The sequence below is a fragment of the Alicyclobacillus sp. SP_1 genome, assembly GCF_024706985.1.
GTDB lineage: Bacteria > Bacillota > Bacilli > Alicyclobacillales > Alicyclobacillaceae > Alicyclobacillus_I.
Window position 1 is genome coordinate 90,611 of the sequence record NZ_JAMCCX010000050.1, and the last position, 26,630, is coordinate 117,240.

The 26,630-nt window shown below is 53.1% G+C and carries 23 protein-coding genes; 13 read left to right on the top strand and 10 right to left on the bottom strand.

Going from position 1 to position 26,630, the window contains the following annotated elements:
* Nucleotides 1-5 precede the first annotated feature (5 nt).
* Nucleotides 6-1,151 (top strand): DUF58 domain-containing protein, encoded by a 1,146-nt coding sequence (locus M4I36_RS12390; RefSeq protein ID WP_258112062.1) that lies wholly within the window; start codon nt 6-8, stop codon nt 1,149-1,151.
* A 221-nt stretch (nt 1,152-1,372) separates the two neighbouring features.
* Nucleotides 1,373-2,572: a hypothetical protein gene (locus M4I36_RS12395; protein WP_258112063.1), complete on the top strand. Its 1,200-nt coding sequence runs from the start codon at nt 1,373-1,375 to the stop codon at nt 2,570-2,572.
* Nucleotides 2,573-2,734: 162 nt separating this feature from the next.
* On the opposite strand, the gene M4I36_RS16720 is transcribed toward M4I36_RS12395, so the two are convergent.
* Complete coding sequence (locus M4I36_RS16720) at nt 2,735-3,241, bottom strand: methylated-DNA--[protein]-cysteine S-methyltransferase (RefSeq protein ID WP_308661247.1); 507 nt, start codon at nt 3,239-3,241, stop codon at nt 2,735-2,737.
* A 147-nt stretch (nt 3,242-3,388) separates the two neighbouring features.
* Complete coding sequence (locus tag M4I36_RS12410; protein ID WP_258112064.1) at nt 3,389-5,020, bottom strand: S8/S53 family peptidase; 1,632 nt, start codon at nt 5,018-5,020, stop codon at nt 3,389-3,391.
* A gap of 81 nt (nt 5,021-5,101) precedes the next feature.
* Between M4I36_RS12410 and M4I36_RS12415 the strand changes: the two genes are divergently transcribed.
* Both M4I36_RS12415 and M4I36_RS12420 read left to right on the top strand, forming a co-directional pair.
* Entirely contained in the window at nt 5,102-6,067 is a 966-nt protein-coding gene (locus M4I36_RS12415; protein ID WP_258112130.1) for an NAD(P)H-dependent flavin oxidoreductase, read from the top strand.
* A 187-nt stretch (nt 6,068-6,254) separates the two neighbouring features.
* On the top strand, nt 6,255-7,421 hold the full coding sequence (locus M4I36_RS12420) for a C40 family peptidase (protein ID WP_258112065.1): 1,167 nt from the start codon (nt 6,255-6,257) through the stop codon (nt 7,419-7,421).
* 294 nt (nt 7,422-7,715) lie between these two features.
* On the opposite strand, the gene M4I36_RS12425 is transcribed toward M4I36_RS12420, so the two are convergent.
* Entirely contained in the window at nt 7,716-10,901 is a 3,186-nt protein-coding gene (locus tag M4I36_RS12425; RefSeq protein WP_258112066.1) for a bifunctional cytochrome P450/NADPH--P450 reductase, read from the bottom strand.
* A 260-nt stretch (nt 10,902-11,161) separates the two neighbouring features.
* Between M4I36_RS12425 and M4I36_RS12430 the strand changes: the two genes are divergently transcribed.
* Complete coding sequence (locus tag M4I36_RS12430) at nt 11,162-11,746, top strand: TetR/AcrR family transcriptional regulator (protein WP_258112067.1); 585 nt, start codon at nt 11,162-11,164, stop codon at nt 11,744-11,746.
* A 30-nt stretch (nt 11,747-11,776) separates the two neighbouring features.
* On the opposite strand, the gene M4I36_RS12435 is transcribed toward M4I36_RS12430, so the two are convergent.
* The 7 genes from M4I36_RS12435 to hemE form a co-directional block, all read right to left on the bottom strand.
* The gene (locus M4I36_RS12435) at nt 11,777-12,502 is read right to left on the bottom strand and encodes a response regulator (protein ID WP_258112068.1); all 726 of its coding nucleotides are present in this window, start codon (nt 12,500-12,502) and stop codon (nt 11,777-11,779) included.
* Nucleotides 12,503-12,507: 5 nt separating this feature from the next.
* Nucleotides 12,508-14,100: a GAF domain-containing sensor histidine kinase gene (locus M4I36_RS12440; protein WP_258112069.1), complete on the bottom strand. Its 1,593-nt coding sequence runs from the start codon at nt 14,098-14,100 to the stop codon at nt 12,508-12,510.
* 93 nt (nt 14,101-14,193) lie between these two features.
* Entirely contained in the window at nt 14,194-15,303 is a 1,110-nt protein-coding gene (locus M4I36_RS12445; RefSeq protein ID WP_258112070.1) for an S-adenosylmethionine:tRNA ribosyltransferase-isomerase, read from the bottom strand.
* Nucleotides 15,300-16,073: an SDR family NAD(P)-dependent oxidoreductase gene (locus M4I36_RS12450; protein ID WP_258112071.1), complete on the bottom strand. Its 774-nt coding sequence runs from the start codon at nt 16,071-16,073 to the stop codon at nt 15,300-15,302. The genes M4I36_RS12445 and M4I36_RS12450 overlap by 4 nt, the downstream gene beginning before the upstream one ends.
* Nucleotides 16,074-16,205: 132 nt before the next feature.
* Nucleotides 16,206-17,624 carry a protoporphyrinogen oxidase gene (gene hemG, locus M4I36_RS12455; protein WP_258112072.1) on the bottom strand — a complete coding sequence of 473 codons (1,419 nt, stop codon included), beginning with the start codon at nt 17,622-17,624 and terminating at the stop codon, nt 16,206-16,208.
* Complete coding sequence (gene hemH / locus M4I36_RS12460) at nt 17,621-18,556, bottom strand: ferrochelatase (protein ID WP_258112073.1); 936 nt, start codon at nt 18,554-18,556, stop codon at nt 17,621-17,623. Before hemH ends, hemG begins: the two co-directional genes overlap by 4 nt.
* Entirely contained in the window at nt 18,553-19,638 is a 1,086-nt protein-coding gene (gene hemE / locus M4I36_RS12465) for a uroporphyrinogen decarboxylase (RefSeq protein ID WP_258112074.1), read from the bottom strand. The genes hemH and hemE overlap by 4 nt, the downstream gene beginning before the upstream one ends.
* Nucleotides 19,639-19,837: 199 nt before the next feature.
* Here hemE and M4I36_RS12470 point away from each other — a divergent pair, with 199 nt between their 5' ends.
* The 8 genes from M4I36_RS12470 (at nt 19,838) to dusB (ending at nt 26,356) form a co-directional block, all read left to right on the top strand.
* The gene (locus M4I36_RS12470) at nt 19,838-20,266 is read left to right on the top strand and encodes a BrxA/BrxB family bacilliredoxin (RefSeq protein ID WP_258112075.1); all 429 of its coding nucleotides are present in this window, start codon (nt 19,838-19,840) and stop codon (nt 20,264-20,266) included.
* 213 nt (nt 20,267-20,479) lie between these two features.
* Entirely contained in the window at nt 20,480-21,655 is a 1,176-nt protein-coding gene (locus M4I36_RS12475) for a glycerate kinase (RefSeq protein ID WP_258112131.1), read from the top strand.
* Nucleotides 21,648-22,397: a hydrogen peroxide-dependent heme synthase gene (gene hemQ / locus M4I36_RS12480; RefSeq protein ID WP_258112076.1), complete on the top strand. Its 750-nt coding sequence runs from the start codon at nt 21,648-21,650 to the stop codon at nt 22,395-22,397. Before M4I36_RS12475 ends, hemQ begins: the two co-directional genes overlap by 8 nt.
* Before the next feature lie 112 nt (nt 22,398-22,509).
* Nucleotides 22,510-23,190, top strand: a complete 681-nt coding sequence (locus M4I36_RS12485) for a fumarylacetoacetate hydrolase family protein (RefSeq protein ID WP_258112077.1) — start codon at nt 22,510-22,512, stop codon at nt 23,188-23,190.
* A gap of 13 nt (nt 23,191-23,203) precedes the next feature.
* On the top strand, nt 23,204-23,911 hold the full coding sequence (locus M4I36_RS12490; protein ID WP_258112078.1) for a metal-dependent transcriptional regulator: 708 nt from the start codon (nt 23,204-23,206) through the stop codon (nt 23,909-23,911).
* A gap of 83 nt (nt 23,912-23,994) precedes the next feature.
* Nucleotides 23,995-24,891 carry a D-alanyl-D-alanine carboxypeptidase family protein gene (locus tag M4I36_RS12495; RefSeq protein WP_258112079.1) on the top strand — a complete coding sequence of 299 codons (897 nt, stop codon included), beginning with the start codon at nt 23,995-23,997 and terminating at the stop codon, nt 24,889-24,891.
* Between the two features lie 106 nt (nt 24,892-24,997).
* Nucleotides 24,998-25,228, top strand: a complete 231-nt coding sequence (locus tag M4I36_RS12500) for a TM2 domain-containing protein (protein WP_258112080.1) — start codon at nt 24,998-25,000, stop codon at nt 25,226-25,228.
* Nucleotides 25,229-25,378: 150 nt separating this feature from the next.
* Nucleotides 25,379-26,356 (top strand): tRNA dihydrouridine synthase DusB, encoded by a 978-nt coding sequence (gene dusB / locus M4I36_RS12505; protein ID WP_258112081.1) that lies wholly within the window; start codon nt 25,379-25,381, stop codon nt 26,354-26,356.
* Nucleotides 26,357-26,630 lie beyond the last annotated feature (274 nt).

The following is a 26,630-nucleotide window of genomic DNA, read 5'->3' on the forward strand; positions in this document are numbered from 1 at the left end:
TCACCATGTGGTTCTGGGCCTTTCCAGTCTTCATTCTTCTTGCCATCGCCATGTGGCCCGATTTTTGGCATCACGTCGTTCGCAATCAGTTAAGCGTCTCTGCCAGTCTCGACCAGACCGTTTGTGCTCCGGGTAGCCCTGTGAGCATGAAAATTATTGTAGAAAATCATTCTTGGCTGCCCCTCCCTTTTATTCAACTGGATTTGAAACTGCCCGAAGGTCTTTCTTTTGAAATGTCGCAAGTGAATCAGACTATGGAGTTTGTCACCCATCTTTGGCCAAATCAAGAGGTTGAACTCGCGTGCAAAATTTATGGTAGCCAGCGCGGACCGTTTTCCTTGCGCGAGACGGCTCGCGTTCAAATTCACGATGGGTTCGGCTTGCGCGTCATCCCACAAACACCTTCGTTAGATGCTGAATTGTGCGTTATGCCACCCATACTCCATGGCCAACAAGAGGCGGTTCCCGCCTTCGCAGTCGACGGACAGCGCGAAATCTTGCGCTGGCTGTTTCCGGATGAATCGCGGTTCCGCGATGTTCGGCCTTACATTCCGGGCGATCCGGTCAAGTCTATTTCCTGGAAGGCCTCTGCACGAACGGGAGAGTTGTGGACCAAGCAGTTTCTGTCTTCGACGGAGGCGGATTATACCCTTGTTATCAATGCGCAAATGGCGGATCCTTATTGGATGGGATATAACTCCGATGTTTTCGACCGGCTGTGTTCTGTAGCTGCAGGAATGGCATATCGCCTGCAGAGCGAAGGTGGCTCGTTAAAATTTGCTACCAATGCACTCCTGAAAGGCAGCGGAACGCGTTCCTGGTATGGAGTGCAGACTGCCTCGTCCCTGCGTGTGTTGTTAGCACGGTTACGTCCATACCCTGTCCAGTCTTTCGACACACTACTGCCGATGGTATTGAATCAAGCTAGTGCGCGAGAACCCATTGTCGTCATTGGAATCTTTTTCACTAAGAGCCAGCGGAGATCCATGGATCGACTGCGTCAGAGCGGGAGACCCATCGTTCTTATCGAAGTGCCAGTGTCGGATATGATCGATGATTTAGTTTCTCCTCCGGACGAACGAGAGCTAACAAGTGAGGGATTGCCCCTTGATGCCGGGGCTAGTCATGCGATGGCTAGTCACGCGCTGTGAGCGGTATCATGGTACACATCGTCGTGTGTCACTGCATCGTGTAGGAAGTGGCTGTGAGTACGTTGTGTGTGAGTGCCTGTGAGTGCGACTCACAGCGCGTGAAGCTGGACAATCTCGAGAGATGCTGAACGAGTGGTTGCATTGCATGTTCGCGTGAGAATGACAGGGCTGATTGTAGCCCTTGCATTGCCTCGCCAGACATTCTCGTGGGAGGTGCAAGAGTGTTGAGTTCAAGTCCAACTCCCGACAAGCCGATGCCCGCATGGAATGGATTTTCTCCTTTGGTGAAGCTGGTTCTCGGAGTGTTAAGTGTTGGCTCTTGGGGACTATTGTATCTGGATGTGACCCATCGAAGTCCGCTGCTGTCGGTCACTCTCTGTTTGATGTTCTGTGTCATGGGTGTCGTTACAGCAGCGCTATTGCGGCTTAGTGCGTCGCATGGGCGCCTGCGCCCATTTCAAACAGGAGGACTGTCTGCCATCGTGGCCATCGCGGCTGTCGGTTTCGCCTTTCATAACATCGGATTGGCTGCGGCGGGAATCGTCATACTGTTGTTGGCTTTAATGCGTTTGCAAAGACTGTGGACACCACGAAGTATTCTGGCAGAAAATCGTCTGCAAATCGGCATTGATGCAGTGCTCGGTATGATGGCTATGGTCTTTGCGTTGGGTGATGCGCCGAATTTTGAATTGGCGCGTTTAATTTCTGCACTGACCGTGCTCGTTGTCTTAATGCGGCTCAGCGTGTCATGGCATCTGTCGGGCAGTCAACTGCAGGGTTCGGGCAAATTTGTAGCCTGGACCATTGCCGCGATTGTCTTGTTTGGGTTAACTTTGGTGGTCGCTACTCCCTATGTCATCTGGGGTGTCATCGGAGGCTTAGGAGCGGCTGTCTTCTATGTGTTGGGTCCCGTTCTCGAATATGTTGAACATGTCATCGCATTGCTAGTCGCGAGGATAGAGGGGCACATTCGGCATATCAGCCCCATCCATAGCGTAGAAAGCGAGTTGTCCAAACACGGTCATAAGGCTGCCTCTGGGAGCACCAGTCACCCGTGGGTTGGCATCCTATTTATGTTGATTTTGGTCGCCATGTTAGTGTATCTACTGTGGCGCTCTAAGAAAAAATTTCTGCAAGTCCCGCCACGTCGGGTCAATCGCCTTGTTTCGGTGACAAGACGGTCCCTCCAAGTCCGCAAGGCGAAACAGTTTGTTGCCACGGACAATGAAATTCGGCTGAAAATGCAGAGTTGGCTTCGAGAACGCGCTTCAAAGGACGAAGACAAGGACAAAATTCAGGACACAAGGACGATTCGCGCTATGTGGACGGAAAGCGCTCCAACAGACCGACCCGACGCATCCGTTTTGTCTTTGGAGGAATATGAACGCGTGCGTTACGGGTCGTATGACCACAATTCTTGAAGAACCGCTGGATTGTGCGTGAATTTTGCACACGGTGACAAAGCAGTCATGGTTGCACTTGCCTTCGTAAGGATGCATTGGCTTCGTAAGGATGCATTGGCTTCGTAAGGATGCATTGGCTTCGTAAGGATGCATTGGCTTCATACGGGTGCGAAACTTGAGTCAAGAACTTTCTATATTCAGTAGGTAGCGTTTGAGTTCCAGTCCACCGCCATACCCGCCTAGTCCACCGCCATGGGACACAACGCGGTGACAAGGCACGATAACGGGTAGTGGATTGGAACCGTTTGCTGTTCCGACGGCACGAATCGCGGTGGGACGCGCAATCAAAGATGCAAGCTGAGAGTAGGACACTGTTTCGCCATAGGGTATTTCGAGCAGCGCTTTCCAAACAATTTGTTGAAATTCTGTACCGTGATACGCGAACGGAAGGTCGAAGTGCTTGCGCGTGCCAGCGAAGTACTCTCTGAATTGCAGTACATAAGGCGACAGGTACTGCTCATCCTCGACGGTCGTCCAACCTTCCGGGTAGTGACGGTCTGCATAGCGCTCAAAGTGTTCATCCAGCACATTGGGCAATCTCACATAAAAGAGTCCCCGTTCGTTCGCCACCAGTTGAAAAGGTCCCATCGATGTGCTGAGTGTCGTGTGGACGAGCGTGATTGGCATATGGTTCGCACCCCTTTCACAAGGAAGTTGAGTCGTCCTCTCATCGAACAAAGAAGGGCTCGGCTTAAATCCATCCTAAACGGATCGACACGAGAGGGAAAGAGTGCATGCGTACAAGAGTGTGCCGATCCGCTATGTTGTCCAACATTATGTCTGCTTGTGCTCACCCTGCGTTGGGTCAGAGTGCATTGTGAGCGCCGCTATCAGCCGCAATGTGCGTAGCCAGACGTACGTGCTTCCAGAGAGAACTGCCGCACATGCGACGTCGAACAGGGAAAATGACACAACTCGATAGACCAACGTGCCAGAGATGTTTAAGGAATACCAGAGTAGCGCGTAACGCAACGCAAAAAGGACGAGTGGAAGCGTGACAGCTCCGGTCAGGAATCGCAGCCATAGTCGACTTTTCATTTGCGGATAGATGTCGTTCAAGTCCTCTAGACGCAGACCGTAGCGCACCACACGATAGAACCAGACTCCAAGAATGAAGACGGTGGTAGCAATGCTGAAGACAAATGGCCAAAGTGCCAGGTGTAAGCTTACCCTAGACTTGGCCAGTGCGTGAGCGGGCCATTTGGATAGGTCTTTGACAAACACTGCGGGGTTTGGATTGCCCAGTCCCTGGTAGGGCTGCCACAAAGGGCGATTCTTGACCCCCCGATTGAATGCGTGAGGGTGCTTGAGAGCCAGTTCATAGAGCAAGCGGTTGGCGTTCGCTGGCAAAGGGTGGCCAGTTTGGGCGACGTGCGCTGCGTCTGCGAGTGCAAAGAGTGCTGCGAACGTTGGTGATGCCAAGGAAGTCCCTTCAACTCCACCGAGAAAACCACGAGTGTCTGAGATGAATACTCCAGGATTGCCTCCAAACCACACAACGTCTGGAACCTGGCGATAGAGCAAAGGACGCCCTGCCGCTTGCCGCTGCAGAGGAGAAGCAAATGCAGTCCAGACAGCCGGGCCCTGCCCTTCCCAGGGAGTAGGCTCCAAGGATTTGCCCACGAATTGACTGGCACCGACGAAAACAGCTTGAGGAGCAATTGTGGCAGAACTAACATGGCCCGGCTGGTCGCCGGATGCCAAGAACAATGGATAGTGGCTGGCTGTCCATAGAAGCATGGCGCGACTTCCGAAAGTTCGCTCTTGGAGAAGTGGATTGTGGGACATGAGCGGTTGAATGCCCTGTTCCACCGAAGAACTGAGAACGTTCACATGAGCGTTGTGGAGAAGTTGTTTCAGTCGAGCCAGCGTGAGTGGATAAGGAACACCGGATTGATGGATGTCAATCAAGAGCAAGTTCGCTCGCGGTGCCACTACGTGAGCCCATTCGGCATCCAGCAGCGCCTCCGAATTAGGCCGAATCACTTGCGATGAGCGGGAGAGTGCATGAAGTTGACCGTCTGTCCAGATGGAGACGTGATTGGGGTACATCAACTCGGGTTCTTCAGCTGCGAATGCTTTACAAAATGCTAGGTAAGCTGGCATGCTGAAATCAGCGTCGGTCTCAAAAAGTCCAATCGTCTCGCCTTGCCCATATCGGCCTTCCTGTTGCGCTCGCCGGAAATGCATTTTTTGCAAAAAGCTTAACGGCGTGAGGCTTTGAGTGTAAACTTTGAATTTCTTTGCCGTCGTATAAGTGGGGAAAGAGGGTGCAGCTTGAATGCCTGTCCCGCCGCCATAGACACTGTCACTCCAAAGATTGAGACCATCACTAAGGGCCGTGAAATAGCCGAACAGCAAGAGTACAGCAAAGAAAGCGAAAAATCGCAGCCGCAATCGGCTCATCTGCAATAACCTCCGAGCTTGGATATACTCGCCATTATACTCGATGCAATGCCCGTGTGTGGGCTACTGACAGAGGAGACGATTTCACTGAAGACGAGAATTACACAACTACTTCACATTCATTACCCTGTCCTTCAGGGAGGATTGGCGCATTTAGCGCACGCGGATCTCGCTGCCGCCGTTTCCAACGCGGGTGGACTGGGTCAGGTGACCGCCACGTCCTTGGCTAATCCAGAGGAGCTTCGGAAAGAAATTAGGGACGTGAAACGGTTGACGCAGCGGCCGTTCGGGGTCAACTTTGCGATTTCCGAGTATCGCGCCATCGACTCTATGCTGAAGGTAGCACTGGAAGAACAAGTTCCGATTGTCACTTTGACAGGTGGCAATCCGGCGCCTTTGATGCCGCTTCTCCGTCAATCTGAAACCAAGGTGCTGGTACTCGTTAGTTCCGTACGCCAAGCAAAACACGCGGAAGAACTAGGTGCGGATGCGGTGATTGCCGTCGGCCAAGAAGGAGGAGGTCACATTGGGCGGGACGATGTCGGTTCCCTCGTCTTGACCGCGTCCGTGGTCGACGCAGTCTCTATTCCAGTGGTGGCGAGCGGTGGCTTCGCAGATGGGCGCGGTTTGGTCAGTGCCCTGTCTCTGGGCGCAGATGGGATAGAAATGGGCACACGCTTTGTGGCGACGCAAGAATGTCGAGCCAGTCAGGCCTATAAAGATGCACTCTTGGCAACCCCGGCAGATCGAACCAAAGTCGTTCAGAGGAGCGTGGGAACACCGGCGAGAGTACTACCTTCCGCATGGGTTCAAAAAATTCTGGAGGTAGAGCAGGAGCAGCCAGAGAAGCACATTTTGTATCCACTGGTCGCACGTGAAAACAATGTTGTGGCCGCCATCGAAGGCCGTATGCAAGAAGGGTATGCGTACGCGGGGCAGTCGGCAGCTTTCATTCACGATATTCCTGCCGTCTCTGAGTTGATGCAGCGGTTGATAGCCGAAGCTTATCGGAGCTTCGACCGGATTGACCATGTTATGAACGAATGACGTGCTCTTTTCAGAAAGATCCATCGATCCTGTCCGACAGCGGTCGACGGCGGTCGCGTTCCTTCGCAAATCTTTGTGGAATGTCGGGTCTTACATGGTAGGGATTTGGCAGGGCGTGTCGTATTAATAAATTTGGTGCGGTTGCGTGCCGAATTTTGCAGATCGACACGGATTGGGGTTGTGATGGTTGCGTTCCGTTTCTCGGTTGGCAGCTTCCATTTTAGCGGCGCTTTTTTGCGCATGGCCGCTGCACGGCGTGGTCCGTGCGGATTCACTTTCGCAAGACAAGAATCTGTTGCAACAACTACAACAGCAGTCTCAAGCCATTTACGAGCAGATTTCAAAAGAGAAAGCGACGGAAAACGTGGATGAAAGCAAGTTGACAGAATATCGGAATTCCTTGGAGAATGTTCAACATGCCATGACGGAGAATGCTGCCCAAATGCAGTCGCTCCAGTCGCAAATTCAGGCGCTCCAAGTGCAAATCCACGCTACGGATGTCAAGTTGGCGAGTTACAGGACAGACCTCGAGGCGAGGTTGCGTCTCATGTACGAAGACGGAAATGTTCAGTACTTGGAAGTCATCTTGCATGCGACCAGCTTTAACGACCTGTTGAATCGGTTGCATGGGCTGGCAGTGATATCGCAAGAGAATAAAGATTTGTTGCAACAAGTTCAACAACTACAACAAGAACTTGCCCAACAAAATGCGCAGAAGGCAAAGGCGTATCAGACACTCGCTAAAAAACACCAAGAGCTAAAAACTTTGCAACAGACGGATGCTATCCTCGCGGCGGATGAAAAGGCTACCTTAAAAGCAGCTCAAACATCAGTGGCGGCTGCAGAGGAGAAACACGGTTTGTTGGAAAGTCAGATTCATTTGACGCAATCGCAAATTCAAGAGATTCAATTGCAGACAGAAGAAGCCAATGCCCTCATGGAGAATAAGTCCTATGTTGCCGAGACGGCAGCTCAAATGAAGTCAGCGCCAGTGCACCAATTGATTGCTTACGCCGAAAGTTATTTAGGAGTGCCGTACGTCTGGGGCGGGACAAGCCCGAGCGGCTTTGACTGCTCTGGATTTACGCAATATGTTTTAGCTCATTTTGGAATTGATATTTATCGGACTTCAGAAGAACAGTTTGCTGAAGGGGTGCCTGTATCTGAGAATGATTTGCAACCGGGTGACTTAGTCTTTTTCACCACGTATGCTCCAGGAGCTTCCCATGTAGGCATCTACATCGGCAATGGGCTCATGGTAGATGCGCAGGATATGGGCGTGAGTATTGACAGTGTGTTCAATTCGTATTGGGGACCAAAATATCTCGGAGCACGTCAGATGTTCAATCCGTAATGTAGCTTTACCTCAAGTGCCCTTTGCGAGATGGAATCTTAAAGGTTCCCGTCTGACAGGCGTTGCGGGTGGCGCTTTGGTTTCGGCTTCAATTGCGATGCGCGATATGTCAACCTCTTCTCATCAGTCGGATGGTTTGTAGCGGCTGATTTTTGATGCAATGAGACCCGCTCAGAGAACGGGTCTCATTTCGGAGGGTGTTTAAAGCACTCCGGTTTTAGAGAATACGCGCTGAATATCTCCTTTTTTAGATCATATCCTTTTTTAAATCATATCAAGCCAATCATTCTGGTGCTAATTCGCTGTCCAAACATCCTTCGCATAGCGTCCACTGGCAAGAAGTCGTTCGAACCAGTTTTGAGCCTCCTGCTCTCCGACACCGCGAACAGCCTGATACTCTCTGCGTAGTTCCATTTCTACATCCGGAGCCATTTTGCTGCCATCTCCACACACGTATAAGCGTCCTTCGCGTTCCAGAATGTCCACAATTTTGTCGGCATCATGAGCCATCCGGTGCTGGACGTATGTCTTCTGCACTCCTGCCTCACGTGAGAAGGCGATGTGCAGTGTAACAACACCGCTCGCTTCGAATTGTTCGAGTTCTTCCCGGTAGATGTAGTCCGATTCATTGCGACAACCAAAGTAAAGATGCGCTTCGCCAAGTTGTTTCCCCTGCTGTTTGGCCATGGCTCGCGCTTGCAGAAAGCCACGGAAAGGTGCCAGTCCGGTGCCGGGACCGACCATGATGATTGGGCATAAAGGGTCATCCGGAAGTTGAAATCCAGATTCGGGTGTCCGAACGAATACCACAATGTCGTCACCCGCTTTTCGATCCGCTAAGTAATTCGAAGCGACGCCACGATATTCGCCGCGGTCGCTCCAGGACGGACTTCGGACAACGGCAACCGTGATACTGGCACGCCGCGCATTGACCTGCGGAGAACTGGAGATAGAATAATATCTTGGTTTGAGAGCTGGTAAAAGTTCCAAAAAGCGTTCAAAGGGCATTTCGCACGCTTCGTATGTTTCTAAAAGGTCCAGCATCGTAACTCGTTTCGCCAGCACCTGTGTTTGATATGCCTCGTCTGCCAACAAATTTTCCAACTCCCGTTTGTGTGGTGGGCAAACGGTGAATGCGGCTATTTCACGTATTTGAGACCGAGTGGCAGCCTCCTGTAGCTCGACGCTCTGTCGAAGCACATCGATGAGCGAAACCGGTCTATCCAATGGAAGGTGAGACCCACTGGCGCCACTGGCTGTTAAAATGACTTGGTCTTTGTCATTCAGGTGGAATCTGGAGAGAACTCGACGCACATTCTCCTCTCGGTTGCGCGCGAAGACCCCTAGATGGTCGCCTTCTTGATAGGACACTCCCTCGGGCAGTTCGACTTCAATGTGTCGTGTGCTACGCCCGCTGTCCATTTGCTGAAGTTCTCGATTCTCTGTCACCCATGCGTGAACCGCTCTGTATGATTCAGCAAGCGGGGTTTCGGCAAAGCCGCTCACGAAGGTCACGTTCAGTGTGCTTCTTTCTTTTTCTGCATTCTCATTCAGTTTTAAATCGAATGTTTGCATGGCATCCGTCCACATCTGAGTTTTCCAGTCATCCAATTGCTTCTCAAAGTCGCCACTCGCGTCTGCTTCTCCGCGGAGAGAGAATCTTGTGGCGCCTTTCTCGACCAGTTTCTCATCAATCCATCGTGGTACCGCTTGGTACGTGCTAGCCCAATTATGGTCACCACAGCCGAATACCGAAAAATGCACACCCTCGAGTTCGCCAGGCTCCAACTGCTCCAGCCATTGAATGAATTGCCGAGCATTGCTGGGCGGCTTTCCATTGTACGATGAGGTGACGATTAAAAGGGCACCGTCTGTAGGCAACTTGCCGAGTCGCTCATTCAGGGTGGCTACTTCCGTCTGAATTCCGTGCATCCGGGCAAGGTCAGCCAACTCTTTAGCAATTCGTTCTGCCGTCCCCATGTCCGACCCATATAGAACCAGTAAGGGACGATTATCGAGACCAATGATTGATGATGTTAACGGTGCAGCTTGGTGCATAGCGGCGGGTGTTGGCGAAGTTTCGGGTGCACCACTGTACGGTTCGTCCTCGATGTTTCGCTCTCGGCGTTGCACACGGATGGTAAAGTCCTTTGGCTTGAGTGTGAGCGTCTGTTTGATTTTGAGTTGATAATTCATGTGATCGATCAATTCGAAACGCTGCAAGACCATGGCGAGTACTAAAGTTGCTTCATGGAGTGCGAATTGCATTCCAATGCAGGCACGTTGCCCGTTTCCAAAGGGTTTGTAGGCGTCACTTGGGACTTTTTCCGAATTCTCAAACCTTTCAGGACGAAATTGTTCAGCATCGTCCCCCCACGCGTCTTTATCACGGTGAAGCTTAGGTATGTGAACAAAGACCATTTCTCCCTTTTTGACTTCGTATTTTTCGGCAACGGTGGTATCTTCGGTCGCGGTTAGTGCAAAGCCCGGGGCTGTTGGAAACAACCGCAGAGATTCGCTCAAAATCATCCGCAGATATTTAAGTTGCAACACCTCTGAATACGTGGGCACGGAACCTGCAATCACGGTATCGACTTCTTCGTACGCCTTTTTGAGAACAGACGGATGCTTTAACAAAAAATAAATTGCAAAAGACAGTAATCCACTTGTAGTTTCGTGTCCAGCAATGAGGAACGTGATGATTTGGTAACGAATGTTGGCGTCGTCTAGGGGCTCTCCTGTCTCCGCATCGGTCACATTCAGCATTCGAGCGAGTAAGTCTGTCTCGCCTTGGTCTCCTCTCGATTTGCGTTCGGAAATAATCTTGTCCACGAGTGCGAACATACTCTGAATGTCCCGCTCAAATTGGCGTCTTTGTCGTATCATCATTTGGTCTTGGAGCGGCAAACGATTGTTTTTGTGCATTGCTTCATCCAACGCACGAACCATACTCACAATGAAGGGATTCGGTGTCTCCCTGTAGTAGCTGTTAAAGCGATAGCTAAAAGCGCATAAGCCGATAGTGTCGAGAGTCAGTCTCGTCATATCATCCGGTACATCGATGCTTTCATCTGTGTTCAGTCGATTCCACTTTTGCACCAATTGCATCGCGATGTCCACCATCATGGCATGGTAGCCTTTCATGGCGGGCTGACTGAAGGAGGGAAGCAAAATTCTGTGTGCCTGCTGCCAATTTGGCTCCTCCGTCAAAGCAGTGAACAGTCCGTCTCCAGTGAAGGAGCGTACATTTCGCAAATGACCGATGTTTTTGTCAAAGCGGGACTCGTTGCAAACGCTCGCAACGACTTTCGGTTCACTTGTGACAATGTATGACTTTCCCGGTAGCTCAAGGCGAAACGTGGGTCCGCATTGGTCGACAATTTTGTCAAACGATATACTCGGAGAGTCTTTGTCAATTAAGGGCAGGTTTCCGAGTGGACCAAATTTTTGGGGCTGGGGAATGGGTAACGTTTTTTCCATAGAAAGGTCTCTCCTTTGTTTCTAGGACGTAACGATCCGGTCTCAGAGTCGAAGATATGAGCTTTTACTCATGTATCATTATACGAGTAAAAACTCGTGTTTGCAAAATGTTTTTTGAAACGGGGCGTTCCCATCAATCGAGCTACACGGGGATGAAAGAAGGTTATCGTTGAATTTGCTCCTGTACTGGCACGTGATATGATATGAGTCAAAGCTCATGTTTCTTGAAGGTGGTCCTCACAATCGACAACAGGATAGGTATGCCCTATGAAAAACCGAAAACGGCACGCGGTCAGCAACGAGTGGACCGAATCTTGGATGCGGCCGCGCATCTTATCGTCGAAGATGGGATTGACACCATAACAACGAATGCTATTGCAAAGCGCGCCAAGACATCCATCGGATCGCTGTACCAATTTTTTCCTAATAAAGAGAGTGTGCTGGTTGCTTTAGCAGACCGGTATCGAAAGTCTCTCCAAACAATTCTTGACAAGGCGTTGGAGGAGAATACAGAGTCTGTAGATTTCACGGATTTACTGGAGAGTATTATCGACAATGTGGTTCAGTTTCAGTTAGACAATATAGCTTTTCGTGCCATCTTTCCGCCGCCTTCCGGCGTGCCGGCGGACTCCTTATTTCATGAAATCATGTCAAGGTTAATGGATTTGTTTTCAATATGGGCACCGGAAATGTCACAAGAAGACAAGAGCTTGCATGCGGAAATTTGCCTCCGTGTCATGGCCGCCTTGCTTCCTTTGACTCACGACCAGTCGGAGGTTCGTGAAGAGGGAGTGAGGGAATTGAAGAGGATACTCAGAGCTTACTTAGAGCCTCTGATTCGATAAGTGGCACGCCAGATTTTCTCGCGTTTGGCTCTAAAGTTTCACCAGTCCAAGTTTCACGGCATACAGAACGGCTTGCGTTCGGTCGAAGACATTCAGCTTTCCGAGAATGTGGCTGACGTGAACCTTGACGGTTTTTTCACTAATGCCAAGATTCATGCCAATTTCTTTGTTCGACAGACCTCGTGCTAATTCTTCGAGTACGTCTCTCTCGCGTTCTGTGAGTGGGTCTGCCAGTGTCGTTATCGCGGGTTGGTCGTGTTTGTCTGAAGACGACATAACGTCCGCAGTTTGAGTTGGCGGAACTGCTGGAGAGACTTCGTTGATTGCGTTGGCGGCGGCCCACGCTGACTGCTCCATCACCATTCGGCCCGCAGCGGCTTGGCGAATACTCCCGAGTAACAAATCCGGCGGGACGTCTTTTTGAAGATACCCAATGGCACCAGCAGACAGGGCGGCGATGGCCGCCTCGCTGTCGGAAAAAGAAGTGAGAGCGAGCAATCGAAGGGCCGGCCGCAGTGCATGCAGTTGCCGAATGGCCGCAATGCCGTCGCAAGGTCCCGGCATTTTGAGGTCCATGATGACCACATCTACCGAGAGTTGTGAATCTTGCAACATGCGCACGGCCGTTTCGCCGTCTTCGAACTCATGGACGATCTCGATGTCCGATGCCAATTGCAGAAATGCTCGCAGCCCTTCCCGAACGACCGGATGGTCGTCGACCATAGCAACTCGGATTTTTTCTTCGCGGCAGTTCATCTTTCTCACTCTCCTAGAATCTGCACCGGTACGGTCATGGTCACACGAGTTCCCTGCCCCATTCGGCAGTCGATGTTGACTTCGCCGTGAATGGCAAAAGCTCTTTCTACTATGCTTCGCGTACCCAGTCCGCTACCAATTGCAGAGGAATCGCATCCCTTTCCATTGTCCTCGACAGCGAGTGTCAGGGTACCAATACGGTTTTGCTCCAGTCGTATTGAAATGGTCTCTGCTTCCGCATGCTTCAGGGCATTGTGCAAGGCTTCGTCGACCATCGCCAAGAGCGCCGCTCGAACCTTTGCAGACGGTTCGGGAACTGGTTCTTGCAAAACTGTCAGAGTGACTCGAGGACGTGCCTGCAGAGAGAGGGTCGCGACGCGTTCACTCAAGCTGGCCATCAAAGAGATGGGCTGGTCGAGCGGCCGCAGGGCGTGAATGAGGCGACGCATTTCTTGTTGACTCTCTACCAGGAGCTCTCCAACTCGCTCTATCGTCGCGCTGGGAGTGGGCTGTCCGTCGCACATCTGTACACTCGCTGTTCGCAGCAACAGTTGTGCTGAGAAGAGACGCTGACTGACCGAGTCGTGGAGTTCAGCGGCAATTCGGCGCCGTTCTTCGAGTTGCGTGTGACGCATCGCTTCGTGATGCGCTAGAGTCCCTGCGTATGCTGCCGCGAGTTGCCACGCAAATGTCTGTAACAATTCCTTATCGGCCTCATCGAATGCGTTCGCGAGACGACTTTCGAGTCGTAATTCGTACTGCGTCCATGGCAGAGGAGTCGTGATAGCGGAGCGCGCTTCGGAGAGCAGAATGCTTTCACACCCCGTCTCTGGTGCGTCACTTCGCGGATAGACGTACGCTTTTGCACGGTCGTCCGCCGACTGCGTTGCTTCGGCAACGGCGACAATTTCTGCATGGCCGCGGGCGTCACGGGTCAAGGCACCACAGGCCGAATGGGGGAACATCTCAACGTAGAACTCCAAAGCTCGTTGCAGCAGTGCCTCCGGAAGCAAATGCCCGTTCCAATCCGCAGGCATTTTTGCCAGTCGCTGCAAGCGCGTTGATTTGTCGCGCTCTAGTTGGAACATCCGAGCGCGGTCGACCGCGACCGCTACTTGCTGGCCGACTGTCTGTAAAAATGAGAGCGCATCGTCGTCAAACACGGTGCGGCCAGGAGCCGCAAGGTTGAGAATACCTAAGGGCATGCCTTTACTGCGTAGCGGGACGCTGGCGTGAAAGTGCAAATTGCCGGTATCTCCCTGTGCAGCTTTGAGTCGGCTACAGCGAACAATATTGACGGCTTCTCCGAGTTCGCCGCGTACAAATTGGTCTTGGCATTCACACCACCCGGTGCGGAGTGGCGCTTGTTGGCAGGTGTCCAGAGCTGGCGGCAAGCCGCTCGCACCCACTTCCACGAAGGAGCGCTTGTGCTCGTCAAAGCGGAAGGCCCAGCCTGTTTCCAAGCCGAGAGCGTCACCCAGGCGCGGTAGTATGGCTTCGATGGCGGCGGATAGATCGTTCGCTTGATTGAGTGCCTCCGCAATGTCCCGAAACACTTCGATTCGGTTCGGAGACGGATGGAAACCACGTTCCTCCACATGGTCACCCCCATAGTCGCAGGGAAGTGGATTGCTAATGATTCACGTCAGAAAGTCGATTGCCTTCAGAAAGTCGATTGCTTTCAGTGTACACTACAAAATCAGATTCGAGTCGCCAAATTCGTGCCATAGATACTCGCGGTGCAACGCTTCTTCGTAGGCTTTGTGCAACTGTTCTGGAGTCACGAAAGCATAGAGCATCGCCAGGTGACTGGTGGCGTCGTGATGTAGCCCGGTCAGCAAACTGGTGACGGACACTGGTGGATTGTTCGGAGTGATGACAACCGTCGTCCAGCCAGACTTGTTTCCCATCACCAGTCCGTCTCGGCCTGTTGCCGCGGCGAGAGCACGGACGACCGTGGTTCCTGCGGCGATGACGCGGCGACCGTCGCGGTTTGCACGATTGACCACGTCTGCCGTGGCTTGGGGAACGGAAAACCACTCCGGGAGGAACGGATGGTCGTCGAGGGAGCCAACCACTTCGTGGCTGGACACGCCAGTGTGCAACGTGATGTTTGTGATGGCCACGCCATTTTGGCGAAGTTCGCTCAGCACCCGGTTCGAGAATGGTCGGGCCGCCGATGGCATTTCGGCCGATCCGCTGTGTTTCGCAAACACAGTCTGGTACGCGTCCAAGTCGGGCCGCGATTGCAGATACTCATACCGGATGGGCTGTCCGCAAGTCGCTGCCGCCTGCCACAGGTCTCCACGGCTTTCGACGTACCAAAGACGACTGTTGGGATGGAAATGGCCAAGGACCGTCGTCGCGACGCCGCCTATGAACAGTTGTTCGCCGATGTCAAAAGGTTGTTCGTCGGCCAGCCCATCCATCGTCCGACGTTCGACCACATAGACCGTCGGAGTGAGACAAAGGGCGAGGTGGATGCGCAGATGACTACCCGTCTTGACCCGAATGGCGGGCATGCTTGCAGGAAGCGTCTTCGAGTCGTTGACCACGAGGACATCTCCAGCACGCAGGAAGTCCGTCATCTTGAGAAATTGAGTGTGTTCAATACGGCCCGTGGCTCGGTGGAGTACGAGCAGCCGTACTTCATCTCGTGCCAATCCGCGCTCTTCTGGGGTTTGTCGAGCAGGGGTAGGCACACCGGAAAGATGAAGAGACAAAGGGAATGGGTTGGGAATATTATGAAATACCCGTTCCGGCGCTTTGGAGTAAGGTGCCACAGTTTCACGTTGCCTCATGACGCGGTCACCTCCAGAACTCCATGACCAGCCACCCGCAGTCGCGTGCCACTTTGGAACGGAAAAGCGACGTCGTCCTCTAGCGGCTTGAAGAGCGGCCAGAGAGTTTCTGCGACGCTCAGCGGATCGGCCAAACCATCAGCATCGCTGTCCACAGAGCGGTGCATGGCGGTATCCATGTCGCCTGGGTCGACGCTATAGACGTATACGGGACGGTCGCCAAGTTCGGCTGCGAGCGTTTTGTGAAGGAGATCTAACGCGGCCTTCGAGGCACCATAGATACCCCATCCCGGATATCCGCCGGTCGCGGCATCGCTCGAGATTCCGACGATCACGCTGCGCCGGCGCTCCTCTAAATGCGACAGCGCGTGGCGGAGCAGTTGGTTGGGAGCCACGACGTTCGTCTCGAAGACGCTACGGTCGTTTGCGGCGGTGCTGTGAAGCACGTACGGCAGTGGCAACAGCCCAAGCGTCGATGCGTTGTTGACGATGGCGTCAATGTGCCCGAAGGCGCCTACGGCCTCCTCTATGAAACGGCGCTGGAATGCAGGGTGGGTCACGTCCCCGACGAGTGCGACGAGTGGGTAACGACTATCGACAGACGCCTTTAACGCCTCGATGCCCGCTTTCGTACGCGCACAGGTGCAGACTGCAAATCCCTGCCTCAACAGCATCTGCGTCAGCGCGTAGCCGAGGCCTTGCGTTCCTCCGGTAATGACTGCAACCGGGCGCTGCTCGCGGTCTTGTTCAATAGTATCCATAGTGGACATAAAAATCCTCCTCGCTCATTGGGGGGAGTTTCGCAGAACCAGTTCGGGTCGCTCAACTCACGCCTTCATCGTAGAGGAGGAGGTGCAAAAAAAACGTCCGACAATTGTCTTACTGCGCATAGGACTTTGGTCTTACAAATGACTGGTCAGCCATACTTCATTGGCCGCGTTCTGCCCCTGCTGAATGCAATCGGGGATGCCTACGCCGTGGTAGGGTGCTCCAGCCAGCACCAATCCGGGAGCGTTTGATTTAAGCTCTGTCTCGACTGTGTTGATTCGGTCTAAATGGCCAACGTGATATTGAGGCATGGCATCATTCCACCGAGTTATCTTCGAAAATACGGGGGGTACCTGGATTCCAACGAGACTCTGCAATTCGTCGCGGACAAGCTGGAGCATCTGCTCGTCGCTTAACTCGAGATACTGTTCTTGACCACTTCTTCCAACATAACAACGGACGAGAACATAATCCTCAGTCGTCGTGTGCGGCCACTTGCTGGATACAAAAGTGCTTGCCGTAATGCCGCGGTTCTCGGAGCGGGGGATGACAAATCCAGACGCATCCAGTTGCACATCGATTTGATTCGACCGAAACCCGAGAATGACGGTGGCAGTGGACACGGCTGGAATCGAGTGAATCCAATGCCAATGAGGAGCAAACGGCTGAATCAGTTTTGCCGCGGGCTCTGAGGGTGTGGTGACCACCACGCCGTCATACAGGCAATCCAGGGAAGCGTCTCCTGCGAAAGCGTATCGTCTGTCGTGTTTCGAAATGCTGGAAACCGGCGACTCTAAGTGAAACGTCGCTTCAGGAGCGAGAACTTCCGCCACTCGGTCTGTCAGTGAGGCAAGACCTCTCCGCAACGTGATAAAGGCGCTTCGCCCTGTTTCCGGCACCGAGCCTGCTGATTTTGAAGCGGCTCTGCGCAAGCCCAAAATGACGCTACGATGGTTCTGCTCCAATAGGCCAAATTGCGGAAACGTCGCAGCCAGGCTGAGGTCGTCAATTTTCCCGGAATAAATCCCTGCTAAGAGAGGTTCGCACAGAGAATTGACGAGTTCGTCTCCGAACCGGCGGCGTAAAAATCCCCCCAGAGACTCGTCGGATGTTTCCTCGCGCCGTGGCAAAATCAAGTCGGAAAATACGCGAGCTTTCGCAGATGGAGACAAGAGATTCGTCTCGAAAAATGGCTGGAACTGCACGGGTATTCCCATGTTTGTGCCTTTTGGCATGGGAATGAGGTTTCCCTCTTTCACGATATAGGTCTTGTTCGCCGCGAGACTTTGGTCGACAACTTCTGACTCCATCCCCAAGTCGCGGATGAGACCCATGCCCGCAGGTTTGCGGCGAAGCATGGAGTCCGGCCCCGCTTCGAGCGTCAAGCCCTGTTCGCGGTAGGTGAGAATTTTGCCACCGAGTCGGTCACTGGCTTCGTACAGGTGGCAGTCTATTGGTTCGCCGGCAGCGAGGGCAAGCTTATACAGTTGATAGGCTGCCGACAGACCGGTGATGCCGCCGCCGATGACCGCGAAGCGCCGCCGCCGATTCATTGCGCCTCTCCTCTCGACTCGCGCTCGCGAACTACACTTTGCAGGGCCTTTAAAAAAGCGGGATCGTCATTCAATTGCCGCGTTCTCTCGAGGTGCAGGCCAAGTTCCTTGGCTACCGCTTGTGCTTCAATGTCAATGTCGTAGAGAACCTCCAAGTGGTCGGCAACAAAGCCTTGAGAGCAGGATAATACGTTGTCGATCCCGTTCTGTGCAAGCTCCCTCAACTTGTCCAAAATGTCTGGGCCGAGCCACGGTTCCCCGGTTTGACCAGCACTCTGCCAGGCAAAGTCATAATGGACAAGGCCCAACTTCTTGGCCACTGCCTCGCCGGATTCGCGGAGTTGGGCAGGGTAGGGGTCGCCTACCGTGAGAATTCTCTCAGGCAGCGAATGAGCGGAGAAGACCGTGGTCACTTTGTCCGGTTGGGAAAAACGGCGCAGTCCTTCTGTGACTCTGTCTGCCAGTAAGTCAAGAAAGAGGGGGTTCATATGCCAGTTGTCAATGAGTCGCAGTTTGGGGCCGCCAAGCTGTTCGGCTTTAGCCTTTGCTGAATTTTGATACGATTGAATGCTCATCGTCGAATAGTGCGGTGCGAGGACAATACCCACACATTCCTCAATGCCATCTCTATGCATGGCTTCGACTGCGTCCTCAATGAACGGACTGGCATGTTTTAGTCCGATGTACAGTTGCACCGGGCGTCCGCCGTCTTCATTGAGCAGTCGCGCGAGGCCTTCTGCTTGGCGAATTGTAATCTCAGCCAACGGAGACACACCGCCAATGCTTTCATAGCGGCGTGTCAAGTCGTCGAGTTGCTCCGCACTGGGCGCACGCCCTCGGCGGATGTGCGTGTAGTAAGGGAGTATTTCTTCGCGGCTACGCGGAGTGCCATAGGCCATGACGAGTAACCCGAGTGGACTTTGTGAACTCATGAAATCACACCATCCTTTGCTGATGAAGACATGACTTGGGAAGATTGAAAGTGGCGGGCACTGTACTCATGCACAAATTCGGTCACTCGGCGCAAGACATTGACGTCGACCGATGGGCGCACGCCGTGGCCTAAATTAAAGGTGTATCCAGGATATTCCATGCCTGCGTCGAGAATGCGCCGAATTTGATTCTCGAGCACGGGCCAAGGGGCATGCAGCAGGGCGGGGTCTAGGTTGCCCTGTAAGGCGACGTCATGACCTACGCGTAGGCGCGCCGTCGGAAGGGGAACACGCCAGTCCACCCCGATGACCGTGGCTCCTGCAGAGCGGAATTGCGATAGCAGTTCTCCTGTTGTCACGCCGAAATAAATGAGGGGAACCTTCAAGGAGCGAAGGTTTTCAAAGATGTAGGACATGGTGGGAAACACATAGGTCGCGTAATCTTCGGGCGACAAGCTGCCCACCCAAGAATCGAATAACTGCAGTGCAGATGCCCCGGACTGTACCTGAGCCTGTCCATAGGAGACAATCATTTTCGCCAGTTTGTCCATCAATGCGCCCCACACGGCTGGGGACTCATACATCATTTGCTTCGTCCGAGCATATTCTCGCGAGGGTCCACCTTCAATCATGTAACTCGCCAAAGTGAACGGTGCTCCGGTAAAGCCGATGAGGGGCACGCGTAAGTCGCTCGTCAGCAGTTCGATGGTTTCTAAAACGTGCGGCAACGAGGTGCGCGGGTGAAAGACGGTCAGCCTGTCCACGTCTTCTCTGGTTCGAACTGGAGAAGCGATGATTGGGCCGACGTTTTCGCGAATCTCAAAAGGTAAGCCCATGGCGCCAATGGGAATCATGATGTCGGAAAACAAAATAGCCGCGTCCACGCCCAATTTTTGAACAGGCATGCGCGTGACATCTGCACAGACTTCGGGATGTTCGCAAATCTCTACCAGTGTATACTTCTGACGAATGGCGCGATAATCGGCATCATACCGCCCCGCTTGACGCATGAACCAGACTGGAATCTGGTTAACGGACTCCAATCGACAAGCTTTCAGAAAGTTAGAATCTTCTTTTTGCATGAGTAACCTACGTCTCCTCCGGTCATTGCCTCTCTTCGTTATACCGATGTCGACAGGTCCATGCAACTTTCACGACCAAGAAAGTCACAGGGACGGATGGTGTTTCAGGAAACTGTCATGGATTTCGGGAATTTGTGCAACTTCGATTTGGCGTGGTGACGAGTTGCGCTCTATAATGAGAGCAAAAGGAGGGGTTTGAATGAGCCTCGAGTTAGATTTTTATGCGATGATGGTACAGCCCATGCGCGATGAACTGACGCAGCTCGGCTTTACCGAACTTCGGACGCCGGAAGCGGTCGATGAAGCGCTGCAGAATAAAAACGGCACGACCTTGGTAGTGGTCAATTCGGTGTGCGGTTGTGCAGGAGGCATTGCACGGCCAGCAGTCGCCTTGGCTTTGAACAACGACAAGCGCCCAGACCAGTTGACAACGGTGTTTGCAGGGCAGGACAAGGACGCGACGATTCGCGCACGCCAGTATTTTGAAGGCATGCCGCCATCCTCGCCATCCATGTTTTTGTTCAAAGACGGACGGTTGTCCGGCGTCTTGCACCGCAGTGACATTGAAGGTAGTGACGCGACGCACGTAGCGGCGAAACTCGTCGCGTTGTTTGACCAATATTGCTAAGTCGGTAGCTTTTATGGCCCGGTGGAGTGAAATGACTCTGCAGCGCCGTTGGTATGAGGGAAAGTGACATGGTCAAGAGCGTGCATGACACATAAACGCCCTCCTGGGCGAAGGCGGCCTCGGTGCCGCCTTTGTCATGAAAGGGCGACGATTTCAGGGCCGAAAGACGAGTCCTGAGGGCGCATGGGCGCCCGGAAGGTGGAGCGAAGAGTGATGCGTGTTGTGGTTGCACCCGATTCCTACAAGGGAACGCTGTCCGCGACCGATGCGGCGCATGCGATGGCGCAGGGCTTGCGGCGCGTTCCGATGCGTCTCGACATCGATATGGCGCCGATGGCTGACGGTGGCGAAGGTACCTTAGAAATTCTACAACGTGCCGTCGGTGGTGCCTGGGTTCGCGTGCTGACGACGGATGCTCACGGTCAGGCGAAGAGCATTGCCTATGTTCGCGGGGGGCACAAGGCAATGGTGGAATTGGCGGCGGTCGCCACTTTCCAAAAGTTGATAGGGCCAGTGGCAGAGCGCGACCAAATGGCACAGGCGGCACATACTTACGGGGTGGGTCAAGTTATCGTCGATGCGCTCGAAAGAGGCGCTGAGCACCTCGTTTTGACACTGGGCGGCAGTTCTACGACCGACGGAGGATATGGGTTGCTGCGGGCGCTTGGAGCCCAATACCGCGACGCGGATGGCAATCTGCTGAGTGGACGAGATGCTCGGGAATTGTCGCGAGTGCGAGAGATTGATTTATCAGGCCTTCATCCTGGAGTCCGCACGCTGCGTGTGGAATTGGTGGCGGACGTCCAAAATCCGTTGCTCGGTCCGCGTGGGACGACAGCGGTGTATGGTCGTCAAAAAGGCTTAATGGAGTCATCCGCACGGACGCGTGAAGGAGACTTGGCCACTTTCGCCTTGCTGCTCGAGAAGGCCTTTGGACAGTCGCAGCTTGCACTCCTTCCAGGCTGTGGAGCTGCTGGCGGCGCCGGGTTGCCGCTGTTGGCAATGGGGCGTGCGCAAGTCGTGCAAGGTGCACAGTATGTCGGAGAAGCCATCGGCTTACCGCAGCGTATTGCTGCAGCCCAGTTTGTTCTGACGGGTGAAGGGTGCGCGGATGCATCGAGTTCGGAAGGAAAAGTACCGTGGTACGTCGCGAGTCTCGCGCACCATCAGAAAAAACTCTGTGCGCTCGTTGCGGGTAGTATTGGTGAGGGCTATGAAGTCCTGTTCGCGGCAGGCTTGACGCATATGGTCGAAGCGGCTCCAACCGATGCCGCAGACGATGCTGCGCGGCTGCGCGTGCAGCAGGGTGCGTATCAAGTCGCTTTAGAGATGATGCGCGATTTGGAACTGTCGCGCAGGAAAGAACAAGGAGGAAAAGCCGATGCCTGAGGCACCACAAACTTTAGACGGATGGTATGTTTTGCACGATTTTCGAACGCTCGACGTAAAAGCATGGCAGTCCGCGAGTGCGGCGGAACGGACCGAAGCATGGGACAGCTTGGAAGAACTGCTGTTGCAATATGACGCCATCAACAGCACGTCACAGGGTAGTTTTGGTTTTTACCAGATGGCTGGACATAAAGCGGACGTTCTCTTTTTGCATTTTCGGCCTACGGTAGCGGAACTCATCGACGTCAAGACGAAATTGCAGAAGACGTCGATGGCCCCTTACTTGCAATCGCCGTATTCGTATGTATCCGTGGTCGAACTGGGAGGGTATTTAGCTAAGCCTGGGGTTGATGTGGAGACAGACGAATATCTACAAAGTCGCTTGAAACCACGGATTCCAGAAATGGACCAAATCTGCTTCTATCCCATGTCGAAACGGCGAGATGGGCAGGACAATTGGTACATGCTCCCTACGGAAGACCGCGCCAAACTGATGCGTAGCCACGGTATGATAGGTCGCACCTACGCGGAAAAAGTCAAGCAAATTATCAGCGGATCGATGGGATTAGACGACTGGGAGTGGGGAGTCACGTTGTTTGCTCACGACCCACTCGAATTCAAAAAAATTGTACAAGAGATGCGATTTGATGAAGTGAGCGCCCGCTTTGCAGATTTTGGGGTATTTTTGGTCGGGTGCCGCGTCAAGGTCGAGGACGCGAAGCGCTCATGGGATATTCTGTAGTGTACTAGGATGGGGCGGACGGTCGGCATTACCCTAGGGCCGGTCGTCGCCACGCGGAGTCTACTCTATGATATAATTTGGTTGTCGGTCGTAATCGGAGAGAAGGTGTGGAATGTCCTCGAAAATATGGAATCGGGATGAACCTTGGTTGCTCTCAACCGAGGCGATAGAAAAGATTCGAAATATTTTTTGCGTTGGGCGAAATTACCGAGACCACGCCACGGAACTTGGCAATGAGGTGCCGGCAGAGCCCCTTATTTTTGGGAAATCGACGCACGCGTTGGCTTCTGCAAGTCATCCCATCAAGCTCCCTAGAGGTCGCGCCAACATCCATCATGAATTGGAATGGGTGTTGTTTATCGCTCGGGACCACGTCGTTTCGAGACCTTTTTCGGACTGCGTCGGAGGCGTCGCCCTCGGCCTTGATTTGACGGATAGAGACGCTCAGAATCGTTTGAAAGCGGCGGGACAGCCGTGGGAATTGGCGAAAGGATTTCCTGGTTCTGCAGTTGTTACAGATTTTTATACGGTGCAGGACTGGGAAGAATTCTCCCATCTCTCCTTTTCACTAGCAAGTGACGGGCGTGTCCTACAGCGAGCGACGGCTGCTGAAATGATTTTTCCATGGCAGGTGCTCGTGGACTATGTTGGTGAGCATTTTGGACTGCAAGCGGGAGATATTCTCTATACAGGCACGCCAGCAGGTGTTGGTCGATTGACGGCAGGACAAGTTCTCGAGTTTCATGTGGACGGCCTGATGATGGCAAGGACCACCGTCGAAAAGATGGGCTGAGAGGAAGAAGTCGATGACACGGACGCACGGGATGGATGCTTACTTAGAAGCTATCTACGTATTGGAGGCGGAAGGCGAATCCGTTCTGTCTTCAAAGGTCGCTGATTATCTCGAAGTGTCTCGTCCCACGGTAACTCAAACCATGCAGCGTCTAACTGCTGCTGGGCTCGTGGAAGTGGGCGACAGCAAGGAGATTCTGCTGACAGAGGATGGCCGCATGAAAGCCGAGTCGCTGGTGCGTCGGCATCGTCTGCTCGAGCGCTGGTTAACGGATGAATTAGGTTTGGATTGGGCCGATGCCCATGTAGAAGCTGGGCGCCTAGAGCATTCCATATCTCCTTTGGTAGAGCGCCAACTGTTTGAGCGTCTTGGGCACCCAACCACGTGCCCACACGGAAATGTCATTCCCGGTACAGGGTTTCGGCAACCGAACGGGATCCCCCTGAGTCATCTTCGTCCTGGCGATGAGGCGAAAGTCGTGCGGATTGTGGAACTGGCCGAGGAGGATTTGGATTTGCTACGGTACTTTCACAAGTCTGGAATTGTTCCGAGTGCCACTTTGACGGTTCAGGCTCCGCAAAGTGCGTACGACCCGAGTGTGACAGTTTTGGTGGTTCAGGACAGCCGGGCTTTGCCTGTGTCTTTGAGTCCAGATGTGGCGAAAAGGGTGTTAGTCGAACGGGTGGTCAAAGACGGCGTCAATGAACATTGCGCCACCTGAGGACTACTTCGTTGGACGTGTTCGGATATTTTTTGTGATTTTCGCACATCCTCAACTCGTCGGAATGGCGAGGGAGGTAGCGTATGCAGGTTTGGAAGCAACATCGAAGAGTTCAGATGCGGCGCCATGTCGTCGCTTTTTTTGTCTCTATCCTCTGTGTTTTCGCGGTGAGCACGGTGAGTGCCATCGGCACGGTGACGCATGCTAGGGAGATTTCTTCGCGGTCCTCTGTACCGCAAGCTCCTCACGTCAATGCCAAAGCTGCAATTGTCTACGACGCAACCAGTGGTCAAGTGTTGCTCGATAAGTCGGCGGATGTTCCCGTCTACCCCGCGAGTACTACAAAATTAATGACGGCCATCTTGCTGGTCAAACACACTGTTCCGACCGATGAAATCTATGTGAGTAAAAGGGCAACTCGTCAGCCCAAAGTGAGGCTGGGGCTGACACCGGGTACAACGCTCAGTGCAGATGAGGCACTCCGAGCTCTGTTGATGAAAAGCGCCAACGATGTCGCCTATGCGGTGGCCGAGAGTATCGGCGGTTCTCAAGAAGGATTTTCGAGAATGATGAACGTGGAAGCGCGCTTGCTCGGCTGTCGCAATACATCGTTTGTGACTCCAAACGGATTACATCACCTCGACCACAAGACGAGCGCCCACGATATCGCCATCATTTTGGCGGAAGCAGTTCGCTATCCACGCATTGTCGAAGCCATGCAGACGAAAAGCGCGACGATAGCGGGCAAGACCATTCATAATGGAAATCGCCTCATGTATGTCCATCCAACGCCGTTTGGCACCGTCATTGGAGGCAAGACTGGTTTTACTTCGAAGGCAATGTACTGCCTCGCTTTTGCTGTCAAGCAGCATGGCCACGTGCGAATTTCGGTGGTACTGGGAGCTCCGAGGAAAAGCCTCATGTACAGCGAGACACGGAGACTGTTGCAGTGGTCAAACAAAGTCATTCCCAGAAATTAAAACATCGCCCGCCTGAGAGTAGTTGAAAATTTTTCTATTTCATGCAGACGAGCTGCCGATGCATATCCTGCAGCAACAAGTTTGATTTTGCAGGAGGATGAAATGGATGCAGCGATCTGTCGCCTTGGCGTACGTATTGTGGTTCTTTCTCGGCTATTTTGGGATACACCGGATATATTGTGGACGTGTAGGCAGCGGACTTGCTATGCTGGCATTGACGGTACTCGGGTCGATCACGTTTGTCACGGGCATCGGTCACTTGTTTTTGTTCATCGTTGGCGTGTGGTGGCTGATTGATTTGTTTCTCACCGCGAATATGGCTCTGGGCAGACGCTGAGAGGTGTGCAAAGGAGGATCTTTTGCTGCGAATCGGACGGGGTGAGAGAGTCATCCTGGTTTTCGAAAGCATCATTGTCATCCGACCAGTTTTTTGATAGCCTACCGGGAGATGTGGATACGACTTTTTGTACTTGAGGAGAGTCTGGACATGCTGAACATTGGGGACGTGACCCTGGACAATCCGGCTATTCTGGCACCGATGGCCGGCGTATGCAATCCTGCTTTTCGCATTCTCGCCAAAGAACTCGGCGCAGGGATGGTCTGCGCAGAAATGGTCAGCGACAAAGCGCTTGTGCATGGAAACGAAAAGAGTCATCGGATGTTGACTGTTTTGCCAGACGAGCATCCTGTATCGCTACAACTGGTAGGGTATGATAAGGAATCCATGGTCCAAGCTGCGGAAATGGTTGGAGAGACGAACGCAGATATTATCGACATTAATATGGGATGTCCAGTGCTGAAAATATATAAAAATGGCTCGGGGGCTGCGCTTGCGCGCAATCCGGACTATGCCGCTTCGATTGTGCGAGAAGTTGTGGCGAGAGTCGATAAGCCGGTGACCGTCAAGTTTCGCAAGGGTTGGGATGATGATCATGTCAATGCTGTGGAAGTTGCCAAAGCCGTCGTGGATGCGGGTGCAGAAGCGGTGACGGTGCATGGTCGTACGGCTTTACAATTGTATAGCGGAGTGGCCGATTGGTCCATTATTCGCGAGGTCAAAGCGGCTGTTTCAGTCCCGGTGATTGGGAATGGTGATGTTGCCTCTCCGGCAGACGCCCTGCGGATGATGGAGGAGACGGGCTGTGATGGGGTGATGATTGGTCGCGGAGCCTTGGGATATCCGTGGGTTTTCCGGGAAGTCGCGGAATTTTTGAAAACAGGACAATTGCTGGAAGGCCCAGGAGCGGATGAACGTGTTCAGGTGGCCATTCGCCATCTACATCTGTTGGTAGAGTTAAAAGGTGAAGTTATCGGTGTGAAGGAAATGCGCAAGCATGCCGCTTGGTATCTAAAGGGCCTACGCGGCAGTGCAGAGTGGAAGCCAAGAATCAATGAGCAGACGACGTTACGGGGTATGGAGAGTACCTTGCAACAGTTTCTCTCAGAATTCGAGGCTGTCGTTTGACTGTGGCGAAACGTTCAGCGGGTGGTTTGCGCCACCTGTAGAGCCGCTCTGCGGTTATGGGACGGCACTCTGCGGACGACCCGCGACCCGAAGCGCAACGCTTGTGGGTTGTGAGTATGGCCGAATGAGTCTCTTGACACAAAGTTAGTGGTAGCCAGATGGCAGTATGCCATCCGGCTCTATCTGCATTTCTGTAACTTTTGACCTGACTGTATGGCTGCTAAAAGGTTGCTTCCAAAAGGTTGCTTCCAAAAGGTTGCTTCCAAAAGGTTGC

Coding starts and splice junctions, on each gene's coding strand:
- M4I36_RS12390 (WP_258112062.1), top strand. CDS start 6: ATGTGGTTCTGGGCCTTTCCAGTCTTCATTCTTCTTGCCATCGCCATG.
- M4I36_RS16720 (WP_308661247.1), bottom strand. CDS start 3,241: ATGCCAATCACGCTCGTCCACACGACACTCAGCACATCGATGGGACCT.
- M4I36_RS12410 (WP_258112064.1), bottom strand. CDS start 5,020: ATGAGCCGATTGCGGCTGCGATTTTTCGCTTTCTTTGCTGTACTCTTG.
- M4I36_RS12425 (WP_258112066.1), bottom strand. CDS start 10,901: ATGGAAAAAACGTTACCCATTCCCCAGCCCCAAAAATTTGGTCCACTC.
- M4I36_RS12430 (WP_258112067.1), top strand. CDS start 11,162: ATGCCCTATGAAAAACCGAAAACGGCACGCGGTCAGCAACGAGTGGAC.
- M4I36_RS12435 (WP_258112068.1), bottom strand. CDS start 12,502: ATGAACTGCCGCGAAGAAAAAATCCGAGTTGCTATGGTCGACGACCAT.
- M4I36_RS12445 (WP_258112070.1), bottom strand. CDS start 15,303: ATGAGGCAACGTGAAACTGTGGCACCTTACTCCAAAGCGCCGGAACGG.
- M4I36_RS12450 (WP_258112071.1), bottom strand. CDS start 16,073: ATGTCCACTATGGATACTATTGAACAAGACCGCGAGCAGCGCCCGGTT.
- hemG (WP_258112072.1), bottom strand. CDS start 17,624: ATGAATCGGCGGCGGCGCTTCGCGGTCATCGGCGGCGGCATCACCGGT.
- hemH (WP_258112073.1), bottom strand. CDS start 18,556: ATGAGTTCACAAAGTCCACTCGGGTTACTCGTCATGGCCTATGGCACT.
- hemE (WP_258112074.1), bottom strand. CDS start 19,638: ATGCAAAAAGAAGATTCTAACTTTCTGAAAGCTTGTCGATTGGAGTCC.
- M4I36_RS12470 (WP_258112075.1), top strand. CDS start 19,838: ATGAGCCTCGAGTTAGATTTTTATGCGATGATGGTACAGCCCATGCGC.
- M4I36_RS12475 (WP_258112131.1), top strand. CDS start 20,480: ATGCGTGTTGTGGTTGCACCCGATTCCTACAAGGGAACGCTGTCCGCG.
- hemQ (WP_258112076.1), top strand. CDS start 21,648: ATGCCTGAGGCACCACAAACTTTAGACGGATGGTATGTTTTGCACGAT.
- M4I36_RS12485 (WP_258112077.1), top strand. CDS start 22,510: ATGTCCTCGAAAATATGGAATCGGGATGAACCTTGGTTGCTCTCAACC.
- M4I36_RS12490 (WP_258112078.1), top strand. CDS start 23,204: ATGACACGGACGCACGGGATGGATGCTTACTTAGAAGCTATCTACGTA.
- M4I36_RS12495 (WP_258112079.1), top strand. CDS start 23,995: ATGCAGGTTTGGAAGCAACATCGAAGAGTTCAGATGCGGCGCCATGTC.
- M4I36_RS12500 (WP_258112080.1), top strand. CDS start 24,998: ATGCAGCGATCTGTCGCCTTGGCGTACGTATTGTGGTTCTTTCTCGGC.
- dusB (WP_258112081.1), top strand. CDS start 25,379: ATGCTGAACATTGGGGACGTGACCCTGGACAATCCGGCTATTCTGGCA.